Origin of the sequence: Salmonella sp. JXY0409-18, from assembly GCF_020268625.1 — a bacterium.
Classification (GTDB): domain Bacteria; phylum Pseudomonadota; class Gammaproteobacteria; order Enterobacterales; family Enterobacteriaceae; genus Salmonella; species Salmonella enterica.
In genome coordinates this window covers 3,118,393-3,139,392 of sequence record NZ_CP084216.1, presented here as the reverse complement: position 1 = coordinate 3,139,392, position 21,000 = coordinate 3,118,393, and the positions used below count along the sequence as shown (strand labels likewise).

The window sequence follows — 21,000 nt, the reverse complement described above, 5'->3', positions numbered from 1 at the left end:
TTTTTTATATCCTTCATAAAATATAATATCGCCGCGAAAATAATTATTCGCGACGCCGAAAATAAATGACATAAAAATTAGAAGTTATTTAAAAATAATGAATGGCTATTCACGGCATAAAGCGATAGCCAATTCCGGTTTCGGTAATAAAATGGCGTGGGCGGGTGGGATCTTGTTCCAGTTTCTGGCGTAAATGTCCCATATAGATGCGCAAATAGTGGCTATGCTCCACGGCGTTAGGGCCCCAGACCTGGTTTAATAACTGCCGTTGGGTTAATACCTTGCCGGCATTATTGAGTAATACCGCCAGCAGGCGGAACTCAATCGGCGTCAGATGGATTTCTTCGTCGCCACGGTGGATCAACCGTGCGGCGAGATCGACCGTCACGCCGGAAAAGCGGACGATCGGATCGGCGCAAGGGCTGGCGGCGTGCCGTCGCAGCGCGACACGCAAACGCGCCTGCAACTCGCCAATGCCGAATGGCTTGCTCAGGTAATCATCAGCTCCGGCGTCAAGCGCGGCAATCTTATCGCTTTCTTCGCTGCGGGCGGAAAGGACAATCACCGGTATTGCGCTCCACTGACGCAGGTCGCGAATAAAATCGATTCCATCGCCGTCCGGCAGGCCGAGATCGAGAATAATCAGATCGGGCTTTCGCGTGGCGGCTTCCAGTAAACCACGTTGTAATGTTTCAGCTTCATACACGCGCAGGCCGTCGCCTTCCAGCGCAGCGCGCAGAAAGCGGCGGATGGCCTGTTCATCTTCAACAATCAGAACGTTTGTCACATATCCTCATGAAAATCATCAAGTTCAGGTGGCTTTCCTTGCGGCAGCGTCACACGGAAACAGGCGCCGCCCTGCGGTCGATTATAGGCGGTAAGCGTGCCGCCGTGTACCTCTACGATAGCATGGCAAATCGCCAGCCCCAGCCCCACGCCGGGGACGGCGGACTCTTTGTTGCCGCGGGCGAACTTATCGAAAATCTTCTGTTCTTGCCCCGCAGGAATACCCGGCCCGTTATCCCAGACATCCAGTTGTAAACGATCGTCCTTAACCGCAGCATCAATGCCGATACTGGCCTGCGGCCCGGCGTACTTAACGGCGTTTTCCAGCAAGTTGATCAGGACACGCTCAAATAAGGGGCCATCGACATGGATAAGCGTTAACTGTTGCGGCAGCGACAATGTAATCGGATGCAATAAACCCGGCTCTAACATCTGTAACGCGCTACCGACGACCTCTTCCAGCGTCAGCCACTCTTTTTTAAGATTAAACCCGCCGGACTGAATACGCGCCATATCCAGCAAATTATTCACCAGCCGGGTGGTGTTGAGAATATGCTGGCGGATTTCACTGGCCTGACGCGCGTGGGGCGATCCTGCGCTGGCTAAATCCAGCGTCAAAATTTCCGCCTGGCCGAACAATACCGTCAGCGGCGTGCGTAAATCATGCGACAGCGCCGCCAGCAGAGCGTTGCGAATACTTTCTCGCTCGCTGGCGAGACGCGCCTGTTCTTCGCTGGCGGTCAGCGTCAGTCGTTCCAGCGCGTTGGCGACAAGCAGAGTAAATGTTTCCAGCAGGCGTTGCTGCTCCGGCACCATTAACTGACGCAAATTACCCGGTTCGACGATAGCCAGACCGTATGTTTTATCGGCGCTTTTCAGCGGCAGGATTTGATAAGGCACGCCAGGGAGGGTATCGGTGCCTGCGCCGGCAGGCTGGCCTTTATCAAAACTCCAGCGCGCAATTGCGTCGTCCCACGGCGTCATGCCTTGCTGGTGGGTGAGAGGCAGCAACTTACCGTTAGCATCAGGTAATAAAATTTGGCTGCGCGCCTGAAACGTCGAGGCGATAAACCGCTCGCTGGTCGCGGCGATATCATGTTCGCTACGCCCGACGGCCAGCGCTTTAGACATTTCATATAAATGACGGGTACGCTGTTCCCGATAACGGGCGACGCGCGCCTGATAGCGCACCCCGGCAGTAAGATTGCCAATCACCAGACCTACCGTCAGCATCACGGCAAAGGTCAGCAAATACTGCACGTCCGAAACGGCGAGCGTACCGCGTGGCGCGATAAAAAAGAGATCGAAACTCGCCACGTTAATCACCGTCGCTACCACCGACGGCCAGCGTCCGTAAAGCAGCGCAATCACCACTACGCCCAGCAAATAGAGCATCACCAGATTGGCGGCGTCGAAGGTGACAAGCCACTGCATAGCGATAAGCGTGGTGATGGCGCAAAGCGCCACGGCGACCAGACAGCCCTGAATCTGCCCACGCCATTTCTCTTTAAAAGGTCGGTTATCAGGCGTTTGCGCCAACGCGCGGGCAGGCGGTTCTTCCAGCGCGACGATCACCTGATCGAGATCCGGCGCGCGCCTGGCAAGACGGTCGGCGAAAGCGTCACGTCGCCACCAGCGTCGCGACGCCGGGCGGCCCATGACGATTTTCCCCAGATTATGCTCGCGGGCATAGCGCACGACCGCTTTCTCTTCGGCGGGATCGGACAGGGTGGCGGTTTCCGCGCCAAGCTCCTGAGCCAGGCGCAGCGCGCTTAAAATGGCCCGTCGTTGCTTTTCCGGTAAGCGGTGTAACGTTGGCGTTTCGACATAGACGGCGTGCCAGACGCTGCCGAGCCGGGAGGCCAGACGCGCCGCGGTACGCACCAGTTTTTCGCTGCCGGTGTTATGCCCGATACACAGTAAAATCGCATCGCGGGTATGCCATACTTTTTCTTCGCCCGGATGCGCGCGCCAGGCGCGCATCTGATCGTCCACGCGATCGGCTGTCCGGCGTAGCGCCAGCTCGCGGAGGGCGATCAGATTGCCCTTGCGGAAAAAATGTTCAATAGCGCGTTCCGCCTGACCGGCGATATACACTTTACCTTCGTTGAGTCGTTGGCGCAGATCGTCGGGCGGCAGATCGACCAGTACGACTTCATCGGCGGCATCAAAAAAGGGATCGGGGACGGTTTCGCGCACCTGAATCCCCGTGACGCCGCTCACCACATCGTTCAGACTTTCCAGATGTTGTACGTTCACGGTGGTGAAAACGTCGATTCCCGCTTCCAGCAGCTCTTCAATATCCTGCCAGCGCTTAGGATGGCGTGAGCCAGGCGCGTTACTGTGCGCCAGCTCATCCATTAAAATCAGCGCCGGACGCCGGGCGAGGGCGGCATCCAGGTCAAATTCGCGGATTTGCCGCCCCCGGTGCGAGTGACGTTTTGGCGGCAGAATGGTCAGCCCGTCAAGTAGCGCGGCGGTCTCTTTACGGCCATGCGTTTCTACCACGCCGATCACCACATCCAGCCCCTGCGCTCGCAGCCGCTGCGCTTGCGCCAGCATCGCCCAGGTTTTTCCGACGCCTGCGCAGGCGCCGAAGAAAATTTTCAACTTCCCCCGGTGGGGCGGGGGCGTTTGTTCCAACAAGCGATCCGGATCAGGACGCAAGGGTTCGTCGTTCATTTCGCTCTGTGTCCCTGTAGCGCATCCAGCGCCAGATTAAGCTTAACAATATTCACCACCGGTTGCCCAAGAAAGCTCGCCAGCGGCCTGTGCGTATATTCTGCAACCAGTTGCGCGACCTGTTCAACGGGAAGCTGGCGAGCCGCCGCCACGCGGGGGATTTGCCATGCCGCGGCGCCGGGCGTCAGATTATTATCCAGCCCGCTTGCCGATGCTGTCGCCAGCTCAACCGGAACCGCGGAGCTCGCCTGGGGGTTAGCGGCGCGTAGCGCGGCGACGCGGGCCTGTATTTGCGCATCCAGTTCGGGATTGCTGGCGGCCAGGTTGCTTCCGCCCGACGCCAATGGATTATAAGGCGTATCGGCGGTGGCGGAGGGCCGGCCATGAAAATAGCCCGCGGCGGTAAACGATTGTCCGATAAGCGCTGAGCCGCGTATCACATTGTCTTTATGAATCAGCGAGCCATTAGCCTGCCAGGGAAACCACCACTGCCCCAGCGCCGTGGTCAGAAGCGGATACACGCCGCCGGTCAATAACAGCAGAAATAACATTGTCGAAAAAGCAGGACGTAAACCGATCATCATACACCTCACGCCAGACCCAGCAGGGTCAGCAGCACATCAATCACTTTGATACCAATAAACGGCACCACCAGACCACCCAGACCATAGATCCATAAATTACGGCGCAGCATGGCCGATGCGGAAAGCGGCTTATAACTCACGCCTTTTAATGCCAGCGGGATCAGAAAAATAATAATCAGGGCGTTAAAGATCACCGCGCTCAGAATGGCGGAGTTCGGCGAATGCAGCCCCATCACGTTGAGCGCGTTTAGCTGCGGATAGGTAGCGGCAAACGCGGCGGGAATAATGGCGAAATATTTCGCTACATCATTCGCGATACTGAAGGTGGTGAGCGAGCCGCGCGTCATCAGCATCTGCTTACCGATATGCACCACTTCAATCAACTTGGTCGGGTTAGAGTCCAGATCCACCATATTACCGGCTTCTTTTGCCGCCTGGGTGCCGGAGTTCATCGCCACCGCGACGTCAGCCTGCGCCAGCGCCGGGGCATCGTTAGTGCCGTCGCCGGTCATGGCGACCAGCCGTCCTTCCGCCTGATATTGACGGATCAGCGCCAGCTTGGCTTCCGGCGTGGCTTCGGCAAGAAAATCGTCCACACCGGCTTCGGCGGCAATCGCTGCCGCCGTCAGGCGGTTATCGCCAGTGATCATCACCGTTTTAATGCCCATCTTTCGTAGCTGGGCGAAACGTTCTTTAATGCCGCCTTTAACGATATCCTTGAGGGCGATAACACCCAGTACGCGCGCGCCTTCCACGACCACCAGCGGCGTCGCGCCCAGACGCGCCACGTTCTCGACGTTTTGCTCGACATCGGCGGGAAAATGGCCGCCATTGCTCTCGACATGACGCCGAATCGCGTCCACCGAGCCTTTACGGATCATCCGGTTATCGATATTAATCCCGCTCATGCGGCTTTGCGCGGTAAACGGAACAAAGGTGGCATGAAGCGACTGCACATCGCGTTCACGCAGGTTAAAGCGCTGTTTGGCGAGGATCACAATGCTGCGGCCTTCCGGCGTTTCGTCGGCCAGCGAAGCGAGCTGCGCGGCGTCAGCCAGCGTGCGTTCGTCCACCCCTCGGGCGGGAATAAAATCGGACGCCTGGCGATTGCCGAGCGTGATAGTGCCGGTTTTATCCAGCAGTAACACGTCGACATCGCCCGCGGCTTCTACGGCGCGGCCGCTGGTGGCGATGACGTTCGCGCCCAACATTCGGCTCATTCCGGCTACGCCAATGGCGGAGAGTAGCCCGCCGATGGTAGTGGGGATCAGGCACACCAGCAACGCCACCAACACGGTGACGCTGACCGCATTACCGCCCCAGGCGGAGAAGGGCCACAGAGTGGCGGTCGCCAGTAAAAAGACAATGGTCAGGGCAATGAGCAAAATCGTCAGGGCAATCTCGTTAGGCGTTTTTCGCCGCTGCGCGCCTTCCACCATCGCGATCATCCGGTCAAGAAAGGTTTCGCCAGGATTGACGCTACAGGCAATCACCAGCCAGTCGGAAAGAATTCGCGTGCCGCCGGTGACAGAAGCGAAATCGCCGCCGGACTCACGGATCACGGGCGCGGATTCGCCGGTAATCGCACTTTCATCCACCGAGGCGCCGCCTTCGATGACCTCGCCATCGCAGGGAATAATATCGCCCGCTTTGACCAGGACAATGTCGCCTTTCCGCAGTTCAGCGGCGGGCACGTTATCGGCCTGCGCATCATGGCGCGGGGCGCGCAGGCGGCGAGCGAACGCGGTCTTTTTCACCCCTTTCAGACTGTTTGCCTGGGCTTTGCTGCGGCCTTCCGCGAGCGCTTCGGCAAAATTGGCGAACAGTACGGTGAACCATAACCACAGGCTGATCACCCCTGTAAACAAGGCGCTTCCCGTTATTTGTCCTGTTACCATAGCGAGCGTTAACAGAGTGGTTAGCACGCTGCCGGCCCAGACCACAAACATCACCGGGTTACGCCACTGGGCGCGTGGGCTTAATTTTTTTACGGCATCCGTTAGCGCCTGTACGAGTAAAACAGGTTCAAACAGCGCCAGTTGCTTGCGACTCATATCAATGTACTCCGCATCGCTCAAGGTAAAGAGAAATGTTCCGCTACCGGGCCAAGCGCCAGGGCAGGAATAAATGTCAGCGCGCCGACCAGCAGTACCGTGCCGATAAGCAGTCCAATAAATAGCGCGCCGTGGGTCGCCAGCGTTCCCTGACTGGCCGGCTGTACTTTTTTACTGACCAGCGATCCGGCGATGGCCATGACAGGAATAATCACGCCGAAACGTCCGACGAACATGCAGAACGCCAGCAAACAGTTCCAGAAAGGCGAGTTAGCGCTCAGACCCGCAAAGGCGCTACCGTTGTTGTTGGCGGCAGAGGAGACGGCATATAGCACTTCGCTAAAACCGTGCGGGCCAGGGTTTAGCATTGCGCTGCGTCCGGCATCCGTCATCATCGCCAGCGCCGAACCCAACAAGACCAGCATCGGCGTGACCAGGATCGCCAGCGCGGTCATTTTCATTTCGCGCACGTCGATTTTTTTCCCCAGATACTCCGGCGTGCGACCGATCATCAGTCCCGCGATGAACACCGCCAGCAGGACAAACAGCAACATGCCGTACAGGCCTGAACCGACGCCGCCAAAGACCACTTCGCCAATTTGCATCAGCCACATCGGCACCATACCGCCCAGAGCGGTAAACGAGTCGTGCATGGCATTTACCGCCCCGCAGGACGCCGCGGTCGTGACGACGGCAAACAGGCTGCTGGCCAGCACGCCAAAGCGTGTTTCTTTACCCTCCATGTTGACGCTACTGTCCGCGCCTGCCGCCAACAGATGTGGATTTCCCTGAACTTCCGCCCACATCACTACCGCTACGCAGACCACAAAAATGAATGACATTGCCCACAGTAGCGCGCGTCCCTGACGGCGATCGCCCGCCGCTTCGCCAAAGGCGAAACAGAGCGCGGCTGGAATCAAAAATATCGCCAGCATCTGCGCCAGATTAGTGAGCGCGGTGGGGTTTTCGAACGGATGCGAAGAGTTGGCGTTAAAGAAACCGCCGCCGTTGGTGCCAAGCATTTTGATCGCCTCCTGCGAAGCAACCGGACCCATCGGCAAGAGTTGTTTAGCGCCTTCAAGAGTGGTGATGGGCTGATAAGCCGACAGGTTTTGCGGTACGCCTTGTTGGATAAAAAACAGCGCGATAATTAACGCGACAGGAAATAATATCCATAGCGTAATGCGTACCAGATCTTGCCAGGCATTACCCAGCGTGTGCACATTCTGGCGCGTAAAGGCGCGGATAAGTGCAAAAACCACCGCAATCCCGGTCGCCGCCGACAGGAAATTTTGCACCGTCAGCCCCGCCATCTGGCTAAAGTAGCTCAGCGTGCTTTCGCCGCTGTAGGCTTGCCAGTTGGTATTGGTGACAAAGCTGACGGCGGTATTCAGCGCCAGATCCCAGGACAGACCCGGTAGCCGCTGCGGATTTAAGGGCAGCCACTCCTGCCAGAACAGCAGGCAAAACAGGATGCCTAGTCCCAGCAGATTGAGCGTCAGTAGCGCCAGTAAATACTGACGCCAGTTCATTTCGTGGTCGGTAATGCCAAGAGTCCGCCAGAGGATACGCTCAATGCCAGCCACGCCCGGCAACGGAACGGCGGCGATGAGCCTTGCCAGGCCCGAACCCAACGGTTTCGCCAGTACTAATAAAATCAGTAAAAAACTGGCGATCAGTAAAAATCCTTGCGCGGCCATCAGAACGCCTCCGCATTAATCAGGGCATAGACCAGATAACCTAAAAGTAAGAAAACCAGCACGATGCCGGTTATCACGCCTGCACTCACAGAGCACCTCCAGTGGCATTGTTTTACTCCTGAGAAAGGTAATTTTTTGGCTGCAAAGATTTCGCAAAAATTGGCGGGCGGAGTGTAAAAAAAGTATAAAAATGGCAAAGACCATTATTTAACTAATGATTAGTATTAATTTAACCTTTTTGTAACTAATTTACGCTTTGAATGTAAATCTGCTGGAAAAGCGTGAAAATAAGTGGTCGGATGAGTAGTAAAATTACACCGAAAGCGGTACTATTTTAATCAGGTAACGAGGTTCAATTTTTCGGTGCTATTCACCGATTCAATCTATACCGGGGCGGGTAGCGTCGGTATAAAGGGGGGAAACGTATGGAACACTATAAAGACTATCCGGCGCATGTCATTTTTGTCCGTCGTGCTTTCGCGGTGATCGCAGGCGTGTTGGCGCTGCCGGTGATGCTCTTCTGGAAAGACCGTGCGCGTTTTTATAGTTATCTGCACCGTGTCTGGTCGAAAACCAGTGATAAACCGGTATGGATGGCGCAGGCTGAAAAAGCCACCTGCGACTTTTATTAATCGCGACCAGCCTGAAAAACCGTCAGCCGCCACGCTGGCGGTTTTTTTATGCGCCAGGGTCTACACTGTTTAACGCTATTCGCCGTGACGTTTCATCTTTCAGGAGTTGTATGCCCACCCATTTAGTCTGGTTCAGGCGCGATCTGCGTTTACAGGATAACCTTGCGCTGGCCGCCGCCTGCCGCGATGCATCCGCGCGAGTGCTGGCGCTTTATATTTCCACCCCCGCGCAGTGGCAGGCTCATGATATGGCGCCGCGGCAGGCGGCATTCATCAGCGCGCAGCTCAATGCGCTACAGACGGCCCTTGCAGAGAAAGGGATTCCGCTGCTGTTTCATGAAGTGGCGGATTTTAACGCCAGTATTGAAACGGTCAAAAACGTTTGCCGACAGCATGACGTCAGCCATCTGTTTTATAACTATCAGTATGAGTTTAACGAGCGTCAGCGTGATGCGGCGGTGGAAAAAACGCTGCCCTCTGTCATCTGCGAAGGCTTTGACGATAGCGTGATTCTGGCGCCCGGCGCGGTGATGACCGGCAATCATGAAATGTATAAAGTTTTTACGCCGTTTAAAAACGCCTGGTTGAAACGGCTAAAAGAGGATATCCCGCCGTGCGTTCCGGCCCCGAAGATCCGGGTGAGCGGCGCGCTTTCTACACCCTTAACGCCAGTCTCGCTTAACTACCCGCAACAGGCGTTTGACGCCGCGCTTTTCCCGGTGGAAGAAAACGCGGTTATCGCGCAGCTACGTCAGTTTTGCGCGCAGGGCGCAGACGAGTATGAGTCACAGCGGGATTTCCCTGCGGTCGACGGCACCAGTCGGCTTTCCGCCAGCCTGGCGACGGGTGGCCTGTCGCCGCGACAGTGCCTGCACCGATTACTGGCGGAGCAGCCGCAGGCGCTGGACGGCGGACCGGGAAGCGTCTGGTTGAATGAACTCATCTGGCGGGAATTTTACCGTCATTTAATGACCTGGTATCCGGCATTATGCAAACACCAGCCGTTTATCCGCTGGACAAAACGCGTCGCGTGGCAGGAGAACCCGCACTATTTTCAGGCATGGCAGAAAGGCGAAACCGGTTATCCCATTGTCGATGCGGCGATGCGCCAGCTTAACGCGACGGGCTGGATGCATAACCGTTTACGCATGATTACCGCCAGCTTTCTGGTAAAAGATCTGTTGATTGACTGGCGGTTGGGGGAGCGCTATTTCATGTCGCAGCTTATTGACGGCGATCTTGCCGCCAATAATGGCGGCTGGCAGTGGGCCGCCTCAACCGGTACTGATGCCGCGCCTTATTTTCGTATTTTTAATCCCACGACTCAGGGAGAGAGGTTCGATCGCGACGGCGAATTTATCCGCCAGTGGCTACCGGCATTACGCGATATCCCTGGAAAAGCGATTCACGAGCCGTGGCGGTGGGCGGAAAAAGCGGGAGTCGTGCTTGATTATCCTCGGCCCATTGTTGAACACAAACAGGCGAGAATCGCGACGCTTTCCGCCTATGAGGCGGCGAGAAAAGGGGCGTGATACAGGCCCGGTAGCGCAAACTACCGGGCCTTCTGCTATCAGGATTCGACGGCCAGCGCGCGGCTTTTGAATTTGAAGGACTGATACAGCCAAATCAGCAGGACAACCCCTACGCAGGCTAACGCGCCCCAGGTGATCTGTTCAAAAACATCCACATAGGCGTTGATGGCGTAATTAACCGCGCTGCTGGCGTCGAAGGCGCTTTGCGAGGTCTGGTCAGCGATGACGCCTGCCAGATAGTTAGCTATCGCGCCGGACAGCAGCATATAAATTCCGGTTAATACGCCGGTGACGCCGGGGATATCAATGCGCGTAATTTGCGACATGGCGACCGGGTCGATAAACAGCTCGGCAAAGCCCATCACCGCCAGTCCCAGCACCATTAGCGGCATTGAAGAGTGTCCGTAAGCGGCGGACCAGCGTGCGCTCAGGGTCAGAATACAGAATCCGGCGCTCATCAGACCGAGACCCAGCGCGAATTTGCCCCAGATACGCACGGTGCGATTACCGCTTACGCTCTCTTTAACCAGCCAGGCCAGGACGACCCCACACAGCATCACGGCAAAGGCGTTCACCGACTGGAACATGGCGGTAGGAACGGAATAGCCCAGAATATCGCGGTTCACAAAGCGGTCGATATACAGGCTGATAGAACTGCCGCCCTGCTGGGCAAACGCCCAGAACAGCATACTGAACAGGGTCAGGGTGACAATCAGCCCCAGTTCTTTGCGCTGTTTGGCCGTTTGCGCCTGACGATAAATTTTTGCCAGCACGACCAGGCCGATCGCGGTCGCCACGATTAAGGCATAGACAGACCATTCTTTCCAGAACAGAACGGTAATCAGCAACGGCGCCGCTACCAGCAGAATTAACAGCCAGCCCCAGTTCGGCAGCAGGTAGTTTCTGGCGCACAACACGGCTTTATTCACGCCGGTGGTGTGGGTGAAATGACGATTTCCACACAGGAAGATCACTAACCCCGCCAGCATACCAATGGCGGCGAGCGCAAAGCCCATCGCCCAACTGTACTCCTCTTGCACATAGCCGCAGGCGATAGGCGCCACGATCGAACCAATATTGCCCGCTGCGTAAAGCAGCGAGAACCCGCCGTCGCGGCGCGGATCTTCCGGCTGGTACAGTTCGCCCAGCAGGCAGCTAATATTCGATTTAAACAGGCCGTAGCCGCAGACAATGATCGCCAGCGACAGATAAAGGAATGTCGGCGCGATCTCACTGGCGCCCAGCACTAAATGACCTATAGCCATTAAAAATGCGCCCAGCATGACTGCCATTCGGTTGCCAAGCACCTTATCCGCCAGATAGCCGCCAAGAATCGGCGTTACGTAGACCAGCGAACAATAAGCGCTGAATAACTCATAGGCGTGGTTATCGTCGTATTTTAGCTGATTGGTGAGATAAAGAATCAGTAGGGCGCGCATACCATAAAAGCTGAAGTACTCCCAAATTTGCAGGGCGACAACGTAGTAAATAGCGCGGGGTTGAGATGCTTGTTTATTCATCGTATTTCCGGGATAGAGACGCTGCGGCAAGAACGCGGCATTCTCAGATAATGCCTTTCTTTGTGGGCTTATTAAGCCTGCCGTATCGCCGTGTTTCCTTAAAGTTACCAACATGATACAGAACTGATTTTTTCTGCAATATGCGTTCTGATTGCATAAATATACATGAAACCGATCGTGTTTTGCTAAGTAATTTGCGCCAAACCCGGGGGTGATTGTTTCTTGATGTGTCAAACAAATGTTTATCGACGAACGGCTAACGGGAGGCTATGTTAACGGAGACTGAACCCGTAACGGGAAAGTAGAACGTGGGTTAAAGGGAGCGATGATGAAAAACACCGAGCTGGAACAACTGATTAACGACAAGCTGAACAGTGCGGCAATAAGCGATTATGCGCCGAATGGTTTACAGGTCGAAGGAAAAGAGACGGTACAGAAAATCGTTACCGGCGTGACCGCAAGTCAGGCGCTGCTCGATGAGGCGGTGCGTTTGCAGGCCGATGCGGTCATTGTTCATCATGGTTACTTCTGGAAAGGCGAGTCTCCGGTTATTCGCGGTATGAAACGCCGTCGCTTAAAAACGTTACTGGCAAATGATATTAACCTTTACGGTTGGCATCTGCCGCTGGATGCGCACCCTGAGCTGGGCAACAATGCGCAGTTGGCGGCGCTATTGGGCATTACCGTGAAAGGAGAAATTGAGCCGCTGGTGCCGTGGGGAGAGCTCTCAATGCCGGTGCCGGGGTTGGAACTGGCCTCATGGATTGAAGCGCGTCTGGGGCGTAAACCGCTATGGTGCGGCGATACCGGGCCAGAGAATGTTCAGCGTGTCGCCTGGTGTACCGGCGGCGGGCAAAGTTTTATTGATAGCGCCGCCCGCTTCGGCGTGGATGCTTTTATTACCGGCGAGGTGTCTGAACAGACCATTCATTCCGCGCGCGAACAGGGGCTGCATTTTTATGCCGCCGGGCACCATGCCACTGAACGCGGCGGTATTCGCGCCCTGAGCGAATGGTTGAACGAAAACACGGCGTTGGATGTGACGTTTATTGATATCCCTAACCCGGCATAACTGAGAGGTAATAAAGTGCAGCGAGCGCGTTGTTATCTGTTAGGCGAAACAGCGGTCGTCCTGGAACTTGAACCGCCGATTACGCTGGCGAGCCAGAAACGCATCTGGCGTCTGACGCAGCGTCTGGTCGATATGCCGAACGTGGTGGAAGCCATTCCCGGGATGAACAATATCACCGTGATCTTGCGGGAACCGCAAACCCTGGCGCTGGATGCGATTGAGCGTCTGCAGCGCTGGTGGGAAGAGAGCGAGGCGCTGGAGCCGGACTCGCGTTCGATTGAGATCCCGGTGATCTATGGCGGCGCAGGCGGGCCGGATCTGGCGGCAGTGGCACGGCACAGCGGTTTGAGTGAAAAGCAGGTCGTGGAGCTACATGCCTCCGTTGAATATGTCGTCTGGTTTTTAGGCTTTCAGCCCGGCTTTCCCTATCTTGGGAATTTACCAGAACCGCTCCATATGCCCAGACGCGCGGAGCCGCGCCTGCAGGTTCCGGCTGGTTCTGTCGGCATCGGCGGCGCGCAGACGGGGATTTATCCATTATCCACGCCGGGCGGCTGGCAGCTGATCGGCCTCACGCCGTTGAAGTTATTCGATCCGATGCGGGAGCCTCCGGTTCTGCTACGCCCTGGCGATAGCGTACGCTTTGTGCCGCAAAAGGAGGGAATATGCTGAATATTATTCGCGCGGGGATTTACACCTCCGTGCAGGATAGCGGACGTCACGGCTTTCGTCAGTCGGGGCTGAGTCACTGCGGTGCGCTGGATAAACCCGCCTTTCAGACCGCTAATCTCCTGGTCGGGAACGATGCGAATGCCCCGGCGCTGGAAATCACTCTCGGTCAACTGGTTGTCGAATTTGAAAATGAGACCTGGTTCGCTCTTACCGGCGCAGGCTGCGAGGCGCAGTTGGATGATCAACCGGTCTGGACAGGCTGGCGATTGCCGGTAAAAGCGGGTCAGCGCCTCACGTTGCATCGACCGCTTCACGGGATGCGTAGCTATCTGGCGGTAGCGGGCGGTATTGCTGTGCCGGAGGTGATGGGATCGTGTAGTACCGATCTGAAGTCCGGTATCGGTGGGCTGGAAGGACGGCTGCTAAAAGATGGCGATCGGCTGGCGACGGGTAAACCATCGCGACAGTTTAGCGGGCCGCAGGGCGTGAAGCAGTTACTGTGGGGGAATCGCATTCGTGCGCTGCCGGGGCCGGAATACCGTGAGTTCGATCGCGCCTCGCAAGAAGCGTTCTGGCGTTCGCCGTGGCAACTCAGTCCGCAAAGTAATCGCATGGGCTATCGGTTGCAGGGACAATCGTTAACACGGACAACGGATCGCGAACTGTTGTCGCACGGTTTGCTGCCCGGTGTCGTACAGGTGCCTTACAACGGTCAACCTATTGTGCTAATGAATGATGCCCAGACAACTGGCGGCTATCCGCGCATTGCCTGCATCATCGAGGCAGATATGTACCATCTGGCGCAGATTCCGCTAGGGCAACCGATCCATTTTGTGCAATGTTCGCTGGAAGAGGCGCTCAACGCGCGCCGCGAGCGTCAGCGCTATCTGGAACAGCTTACCTGGCGACTTCAGCATGAACATTGATTTAAATGCGGATTTGGGCGAAGGTTGCGCCAGCGACAGCGAATTATTAACGCTGGTCTCCTCCGCCAATATCGCCTGTGGTTTTCACGCCGGTGATGCGCAAACCATGCTGACCTGCGTGCGCGAGGCGCTGAAAAACGGCGTGGCGATCGGCGCGCATCCCAGCTTTCCGGATCGGGATAATTTTGGGCGGACGGCGATGGCTTTGCCGCCGGAAACGGTATACGCCCAGACGCTGTACCAAATCGGCGCGCTGGGGGCGATTGTTCAGGCGCAAGGCGGCGTGATGCGCCATGTCAAACCGCACGGTATGCTCTATAACCAGGCGGCGAAAGATCCCCATCTGGCACAGGCGATTGCGAAAGCGGTACACGACTATGATCCGTCACTGATACTGGTTGGACTGGCGGGAAGTGAGCTGATCCGGGCCGGTGAACGCTATCGCCTGGTGACGCGGCAGGAGGTGTTTGCCGATCGCGGCTATCAGGCCGACGGTAGCCTGGTGCCGCGCACGCAACCTGGCGCGCTGATTCACGACGAAGAGCAGGCGCTGGCGCAAACGCTGGATATGGTGCAAGCCGGGAGAGTGAAAAGTGTTACTGGTGTGTGGACGACTGTCACGGCGCAAACGGTGTGCATTCATGGCGACGGCGAATATGCGCTTGCATTCGCACGCAGGCTACGCGCCGCGTTCAATGCGCGTAATATACACGTTATTGCCTGAGAGCCAGACGATTGAAGCTATTATATTACGGCTGCTAAAAATTATCGTGTTCTGTCCTCTTAATGTCAGGAAGAGGGATTTATTCAATACTATATAAATCCCTTTATAATATATTATTTTAAAAATAACCAAGTGATGCTGTAATAGCCAGTATGATGAGCTTATTGCTGTTAGCAGCAGAATTTTTGAAAATCACTATGATATTGTTAGCTATCGCCATCTAATCAAACCTCCGGGGCGGGTAAACTACCTGACTCTCTATTACCCCTTTCTGATTGATTTACCTCACGATAGCCTCATTTTTAGCATTTATATTCCTCGTCATGACAACTTATCAGGAGACTGAAGCCAGATTGATTCGCTGTTTCACTATCACGTCATGGATAGCGTGCCAGATTGTCAGCTATATGGATTTTAAGCTGTTTACGCATAGCAACTTTTTTAGCGAAAATTAAACTCATCTGATCAGTGATTTTTTAGTATATTACTCATTTTGTTATGATGGATTTGTTTTGTGAAAAGAAAATATCTTACGCAAGAAGAGATTGAAAAACTGCTGTCAGCGACCGACAGAATGCCCTTCCCGGAAAGAAACCGCTGCTTAATCCTGATGGCGTTTATTCACGGCTTCCGGGCCAGTGAGCTGCTGGGGCTGCGCTTGTCGGATATTGATCTTGCAGGAAGACAGCTTTATATCCGGCGCCTCAAAAATGGCTTTTCAACGTGTCACCCCCTCCTTCCCGATGAGTATAACGTACTGAAAAGTTGGCTCAGGGCCAGGAAGTATCTTGAGAAAGGGGCTGACGGAGACTGGCTGTTCCTGTCGCTGCGACGGCATCCGCTCAGCAGGCAACAATTTTTTTACATACTTCGTGAGGCAGGGCGGTTAGCCGAATTAACGATAGCGCCACATCCTCATATGCTGCGACATGCCTGCGGCTACGCCCTTGCTGATAAAGGGATTGATACTCGGCTCATACAGGACTATCTGGGGCACAGGAATATCCAGCACACCGTAAGATACACCGCAAGTAACGCCGGGCGTTTTCATGGAATATGGCGAAAAAAACGTCGAGTATAACCGTACGTTCTGATTCAAAAAGTTAAGTCCGCTTCGCGCTTTCATCATCCTCTCAGATTTACCCCTTCCACACAAGAGTCATGCAATCGTAATCTCTTGCTTATTAAGGAGTTATCCATATAACAATAAAAAAAATAAGGGAAAATTTACCTGGTCCAACCAGCACTATGCTGTATCCATTTTTGTCCTGCCTGCACAAAATGTTAATTTTAAGTGTTAAAAAAACGTATTAAATAATATTTAATGCTGATTAATAATCATATCAAAGAATTAAATACTTTATTTAACTTTTTGAATCATATTGTTAAATCACAGAGAAGTCTGTTCAGGGAAAGCTGATTTACATAATAAATATATAAATCAATAGATTACTGTGTTTTTTATTTGTCATTTTGTACTCCGCACAGGGCAGAATTACCCTGCGGCAGGAGCATTTACTACCAGGGGGACTGACGGCCTGTGCAGCCGAAAAGCAGAACCGGACAGGGTGTCAGAGTGCTGTGTTTAGATAGGGCCAGACGTCATTTTTCATACAGACATGGAATGGCTCCCGGTCCACGAAAGGGTGCGGACATGTTGTTTCCACAACACGAAGCTGCCGTTGCTGGCGCAGTGCCGGGTCGGCAATGGCCAGAGGAGAACAATCTGATGACGCAAGAATATGCGGAAATGTCCACCGGAAGGGGGGGCACCAGTAAGTGTCGGTACAGTATGGGCGCGAAAATATTTTTGCTCCTGCTGTCGGTCTCCACCGTCGCAGCGTTGTTCAGCCTGTACCAGGTTCTGACGTACTGATATGCAGACGTTAACCAGAGTACTGCCGCCTCTCCGGCTGATTATGTTTTGTCAGTCAGGCGAAAATCCTGCGCAGTTTCCGGATACCGGTGGCCTTTGCGTGGAGGACTGCGTTCGTCTCAGGACACCAGAAGGGCTGCTGGATCGGTTGCGTCGGTGGCCCGGCGCGATGGTGATATCCGCCGGACGGCCATCAACTCAGCTTCTGCTGTGGCAACAGGTTTTTCAGCGTTATCCGCGGACAGTGGTTTTTTGCAGCAGTAACGCGTTTTTACCGGTTGACGTCAGCGTGGAAGGTTATTTCCGCCATCTGAGGTTGATTAAACGCGCTATGTCGGTAAGGGTTCTGGCCAGAATGGCTGAGCTTGCCATATGGTCATCACTACAGATATCGCCTTACGAGGAGGAGATGAAAAACGCGTTGAGCGTACCGGAGCTGGTGATGGAGATAAACAGCCGCACGCTGGTCAGGTTACTGTCAGAGCGTCTGCCAAAACAGGGACGGCGGGTGCTGGGATTACTGTTGTCAGGCTGTAGCCCGGAAATGACGGCCCGTATGCTGGGAACCGGCGTGAGGCAGGTCTGGCTCGCGGAGCAGACGCTGAAACAACGCTGGGATATCCCGACAGGAGTACCGCTATCTGATGCGGTAAGAATAAGGATACCGGACGTCGGCCCGGACATCAGTCAACAGAGTGCGTTGGTAAAAACTGGGGCCGGTAACGCACCGGATTTATGCTGACAGCATATTTACATCATGCCGCGCGGTATTCAGACCCGTTATGTTGCGTTCTGAATGAGTTATCTTCGCAAAATAAATATGGCAATCATCGTTGTCCGGAAATACCGCATAACGTGTGACATTAATGAATCTGTAATCAGTGCGAGGGTTTACGCGCTGTGGCGGTAGCGTGGAATTATCTGGATGCGTTGAGTAAATTTCACTTTACCCTACTGATATAAATGACAATGATTCTGGATAAACCATCTAATATTATCTGTGTCTGCGAACAGAGTGACAAAAATAATGCAACGTAAAAAGATACTAATTGTAGGTGCGGGCCTTTCAGGCGCAGTAATAGCACGCCAGTTAGCCGAGCAGGGACATGTGGTCAATATTATTGATCAACGTTCGCATATCGGTGGTAACGCTTATGATGCCCGAGATGAGCACACGGGTATTATGGTGCACGTTTATGGTCCTCATATTTTTCATACTGATAATGAAACTGTATGGAATTATGTAAATAAATACGCTGAGATGATGCCTTATATCAATAAGGTTAAGGCTACAGTAAATGGTCAGGTATTTTCTCTACCTATCAATCTTCATACCATCAATCAATTTTTTGGTGTCGCCTGCTCACCTGATGACGCCAGGAAATTACTGCTTCAAAAATGTGATAGCACCATTCTGGAACCACAAAATTTTGAGCAACAGGCCTTGCGTTTCATTGGCGAAGAGTTATATGAAGCCTTTTTTAAAGGTTATACCATTAAACAATGGGGGCTTCATCCTTCCGCGTTACCCGCTTCTGTATTGAAACGTATCCCTGTTCGCTTTAATTATAATGATAACTATTTCAATCATAAGTTTCAGGGAATACCAAAATTTGGTTATACACAAATGGTCAAGTCCATTGTCGAACACGAAAATATCGCTGTTGAACTATGTCGCTCCTTCACTCAGGAAATGCGGACAGATTATGATCATGTTTTTTTCAGTGGCGCGCTGGATGCCTTTTACTCCTGTCAATATGGCCGGCTGGAATATCGTACATTAGACTTTAAAAAAATAATTTGCCAGAGTGATTATCAAGGATGCGCAGTAATGAATTATTGTTCAATAGATACTCCTTATACTCGGATTACTGAGCACAAATATTTTTCTCCGTGGGAGAGACATGAAGCTTCAATATGTTATCAAGAATATAGTCGGGAATGTGAAGCTGGTGATATACCCTACTATCCTGTTCGCAGGGCAGATAAAATGGATTTACTGAATAAATATCTGTCGCGGGCTAAAAAAGAAAAAAATATTACTTTCATTGGTCGTCTTGGCACTTATCGTTATCTCGATATGGACATCACGATAGCTGAAGCATTACAGACGGCGGACGTATACTTAACGTCGCTATATGAACAAAAAGAAATGCCAGCTTTTACAGTTACCGTTTGATGAAGTGTACAGCGCTAATCGTAACTTTTAACCGTCTTGAAAAATTAAAAAAAAGTGTGCGAGAGACTGTTAAGGCGGGTTTTTCCTCTATTGTTATCGTTAATAATGGCTCAAGCGACGGTACCAGGGAATGGCTTTCTTCATTAAGTGAACCTGGCATCACGATACTTAATCTTAAAGATAATCTTGGTGGTGCTGGCGGATTTAAAGTAGGTAGTCAATATATATGCTCATATAGTAATGCCGATTGGGTATTTTTCTATGATGATGATGCTTACCCGGAAATTAATATTTTAAAGCATTTCTCGTTATTAGATACCTCAAGATACCGTATATTTGCGTCGCGAGTTCAGGACACCTATGGACGGTCTTGTCGGATGAATTTGCCTTTCATCAGGGTTCCATCTACGGTGTTTGAGACTATTTATTATGTGATACGCCCAGAGAGGTTTTCTCCAGTAAGAACTCAGGTTACTGATGTTCAAACTGTGTCATTCGTTGGTATGATTATTGATCGAAAGGTATTGAATAACCATCTTAACGATATCCATGATGAACTTTTCCTTTATTATGATGATTTTTTCTTTGGTTATAAGCTAGTATTGTCCGGGCAGAAAATTCGTTACTCCCCAGAAATTAAATTTATTCATGATATCTCTATTCATGGAAAGTGTATCTGTCCCGAATGGAAAGTATATTATCTTTGTAGAAATTTGTTGCTGTTGAGAAAACTTTTACCCGTTCCCAGGATATTCAGTGTTCTTTCTATAGTTTTACGCCTCTCTAAATATCTCGCCATTTTGCCATGGCAGCGTAAGAAATTTCTTTATCTATATTTTATCTGGCAAGGAATACTTCATGGACTTAAAGGTATTAGCGGGAAATATCATTAGCAGGAAGAAGAGATGAAAAGGTTATGTTATTTTGTAAATTCAGACTGGTACTTTGATTTACATTGGACAGAACGTGCGATAGCGGCAAGGGATGCGGGTTATGAAATTCATATCATAAGTCATTTTATTGGTGAAGAGATTATAAAAAAATTCAAAACGCTTGGTTTTATTTGTCACAATGTGTCTCTTGTTGCTCAGTCATTTAATATGTTTGTTTTTTTTAGAGCATTCCTTAACGCTCGGAAAATTATTAAAGAGATTAATCCTGACTTATTGCATTGTATTACGCTCAAACCTTGCCTGATTGGTGGGGTTAGCGCCAGGAGAAGTAATAGTCCAGTTGTTATCAGCTTTGTCGGACTTGGTCGAATCTTTTTATATAATACCGTGCCAATGAGAATATTGCGTGCGTTAACCGTTTTGGTTTACAAATACATTGCCGGTAATAAGCGTGGTGTTTTTGTTTTTGAACATGATAAAGATCGACGAAAAATATCGCGTTTAGTAGGTATTGATTATCATAAAACCATCGTTATCGAAGGTGCTGGAATTAACCCGGATATTTATAAATTCTCTATAGAGAAAAAACATGAGATACCGATAGTCCTTTTTGCAAGCCGAATGTTATGGAGTAAAGGTCTTGGCGATCTCATTGAAGCAAAAAAGATCCTCAGACAAAAAAATATTCATTTTGTTTTAAATGTTGCAGGTATATTGGCCGAGGACGATAAAGATGCTATCCCTTTGGAGCTCATTCATCACTGGCATCATGAAGGGCTAATTAACTGGCTGGGACGCTCTTCGAATGTATATGAGCTTATTCAGAAATCGAATATCGTTGCATTACCATCTATTTATCCGGAAGGAGTACCACGGCTTTTATTAGAGGCATCATCTGTAGGACGTGCATGTATTGCTTATGATACCGGCGGATGTGATAGCTTGATTATTCATAACTATAATGGGTTGATCGTGAAAAGTAATTCAGCTCAGGAGTTAGCGGTAGAATTAGAGTATTTGTTAAAAAATCCACAGATTCGCTTAGAGATGGGGGCGAATGGAAGAAAACGTGTAAAGGAATTGTTTTCCAGCATATTAGTCATTAATAAGACATTGCAAATTTATAAAGACACTATTGGTTGCTAACACCATAAAGTGCTTATGAAGT

The 21,000-nt window shown here is 52.1% G+C and carries 20 protein-coding genes; 13 read left to right on the top strand and 7 right to left on the bottom strand.

The window, feature by feature from the left end; all coding sequences use genetic code 11:
• Positions 1-109: 109 nt before the first annotated feature.
• Genes kdpE through kdpF form a run of 6 tightly spaced genes read right to left on the bottom strand, consistent with a single transcriptional unit; the run spans position 110 to position 7,895 of the window.
• On the bottom strand, positions 110-787 hold the full coding sequence (kdpE, locus tag LDB27_RS15405; RefSeq protein ID WP_000186053.1) for a two-component system response regulator KdpE: 678 nt from the start codon (positions 785-787) through the stop codon (positions 110-112).
• Positions 784-3,468 carry a two-component system sensor histidine kinase KdpD gene (gene kdpD, locus LDB27_RS15400; protein ID WP_000997487.1) on the bottom strand — a complete coding sequence of 895 codons (2,685 nt, stop codon included), beginning with the start codon at positions 3,466-3,468 and terminating at the stop codon, positions 784-786. Before kdpD ends, kdpE begins: the two co-directional genes overlap by 4 nt.
• Positions 3,465-4,049 (bottom strand): potassium-transporting ATPase subunit KdpC, encoded by a 585-nt coding sequence (kdpC, locus tag LDB27_RS15395; RefSeq protein ID WP_001531010.1) that lies wholly within the window; start codon positions 4,047-4,049, stop codon positions 3,465-3,467. The genes kdpD and kdpC overlap by 4 nt, the downstream gene beginning before the upstream one ends.
• Before the next feature lie 8 nt (positions 4,050-4,057).
• Positions 4,058-6,106, bottom strand: a complete 2,049-nt coding sequence (gene kdpB, locus LDB27_RS15390) for a potassium-transporting ATPase subunit KdpB (protein ID WP_000088039.1) — start codon at positions 6,104-6,106, stop codon at positions 4,058-4,060.
• 20 nt (positions 6,107-6,126) lie between these two features.
• Complete coding sequence (kdpA, locus tag LDB27_RS15385; protein ID WP_000730068.1) at positions 6,127-7,806, bottom strand: potassium-transporting ATPase subunit KdpA; 1,680 nt, start codon at positions 7,804-7,806, stop codon at positions 6,127-6,129.
• Positions 7,806-7,895: a K(+)-transporting ATPase subunit F gene (gene kdpF, locus LDB27_RS15380; protein WP_001670793.1), complete on the bottom strand. Its 90-nt coding sequence runs from the start codon at positions 7,893-7,895 to the stop codon at positions 7,806-7,808. The genes kdpA and kdpF overlap by 1 nt, the downstream gene beginning before the upstream one ends.
• Before the next feature lie 336 nt (positions 7,896-8,231).
• Between kdpF and LDB27_RS15375 the strand changes: the two genes are divergently transcribed.
• The gene (locus LDB27_RS15375; protein WP_000401437.1) at positions 8,232-8,438 is read left to right on the top strand and encodes a YbfA family protein; all 207 of its coding nucleotides are present in this window, start codon (positions 8,232-8,234) and stop codon (positions 8,436-8,438) included.
• 110 nt (positions 8,439-8,548) lie between these two features.
• Complete coding sequence (phrB, locus tag LDB27_RS15370; RefSeq protein WP_001142020.1) at positions 8,549-9,970, top strand: deoxyribodipyrimidine photo-lyase; 1,422 nt, start codon at positions 8,549-8,551, stop codon at positions 9,968-9,970.
• 38 nt (positions 9,971-10,008) lie between these two features.
• On the opposite strand, the gene LDB27_RS15365 is transcribed toward phrB, so the two are convergent.
• Complete coding sequence (locus LDB27_RS15365) at positions 10,009-11,490, bottom strand: MFS transporter (RefSeq protein WP_001041124.1); 1,482 nt, start codon at positions 11,488-11,490, stop codon at positions 10,009-10,011.
• 328 nt (positions 11,491-11,818) lie between these two features.
• On the opposite strand from LDB27_RS15365, the gene ybgI reads away from it, so the two are divergent.
• From ybgI to LDB27_RS15310, 11 genes are all read left to right on the top strand, one after another.
• Complete coding sequence (ybgI, locus tag LDB27_RS15360) at positions 11,819-12,562, top strand: radiation resistance protein YbgI (protein ID WP_000798844.1); 744 nt, start codon at positions 11,819-11,821, stop codon at positions 12,560-12,562.
• A 15-nt stretch (positions 12,563-12,577) separates the two neighbouring features.
• The gene (gene pxpB / locus LDB27_RS15355; protein WP_001188367.1) at positions 12,578-13,234 is read left to right on the top strand and encodes a 5-oxoprolinase subunit PxpB; all 657 of its coding nucleotides are present in this window, start codon (positions 12,578-12,580) and stop codon (positions 13,232-13,234) included.
• Complete coding sequence (gene pxpC, locus LDB27_RS15350) at positions 13,228-14,160, top strand: 5-oxoprolinase subunit PxpC (RefSeq protein WP_000932044.1); 933 nt, start codon at positions 13,228-13,230, stop codon at positions 14,158-14,160. Before pxpB ends, pxpC begins: the two co-directional genes overlap by 7 nt.
• A complete protein-coding gene (pxpA, locus tag LDB27_RS15345; RefSeq protein WP_001017904.1) occupies positions 14,150-14,884 on the top strand; it encodes a 5-oxoprolinase subunit PxpA in 735 nt (244 codons plus the stop codon). Before pxpC ends, pxpA begins: the two co-directional genes overlap by 11 nt.
• 323 nt (positions 14,885-15,207) lie before the next feature.
• Positions 15,208-15,339 carry a hypothetical protein gene (locus tag LDB27_RS15340; RefSeq protein ID WP_001528846.1) on the top strand — a complete coding sequence of 44 codons (132 nt, stop codon included), beginning with the start codon at positions 15,208-15,210 and terminating at the stop codon, positions 15,337-15,339.
• Between the two features lie 59 nt (positions 15,340-15,398).
• Positions 15,399-15,965 carry a tyrosine-type DNA invertase gene (locus LDB27_RS15335; protein ID WP_000824704.1) on the top strand — a complete coding sequence of 189 codons (567 nt, stop codon included), beginning with the start codon at positions 15,399-15,401 and terminating at the stop codon, positions 15,963-15,965.
• A gap of 459 nt (positions 15,966-16,424) precedes the next feature.
• Entirely contained in the window at positions 16,425-16,760 is a 336-nt protein-coding gene (locus tag LDB27_RS15330; RefSeq protein WP_077906418.1) for a hypothetical protein, read from the top strand.
• Position 16,761: 1 nt separating this feature from the next.
• Entirely contained in the window at positions 16,762-17,502 is a 741-nt protein-coding gene (locus tag LDB27_RS15325) for a hypothetical protein (RefSeq protein ID WP_001194233.1), read from the top strand.
• A gap of 285 nt (positions 17,503-17,787) precedes the next feature.
• On the top strand, positions 17,788-18,939 hold the full coding sequence (glf, locus tag LDB27_RS15320; RefSeq protein WP_001531005.1) for a UDP-galactopyranose mutase: 1,152 nt from the start codon (positions 17,788-17,790) through the stop codon (positions 18,937-18,939).
• The gene (locus tag LDB27_RS15315) at positions 18,936-19,832 is read left to right on the top strand and encodes a glycosyltransferase (protein ID WP_000973917.1); all 897 of its coding nucleotides are present in this window, start codon (positions 18,936-18,938) and stop codon (positions 19,830-19,832) included. Before glf ends, LDB27_RS15315 begins: the two co-directional genes overlap by 4 nt.
• A 12-nt stretch (positions 19,833-19,844) precedes the next feature.
• The gene (locus LDB27_RS15310) at positions 19,845-20,978 is read left to right on the top strand and encodes a glycosyltransferase family 4 protein (protein WP_000824903.1); all 1,134 of its coding nucleotides are present in this window, start codon (positions 19,845-19,847) and stop codon (positions 20,976-20,978) included.
• The last annotated feature ends 22 nt before the right edge of the window (positions 20,979-21,000 follow it).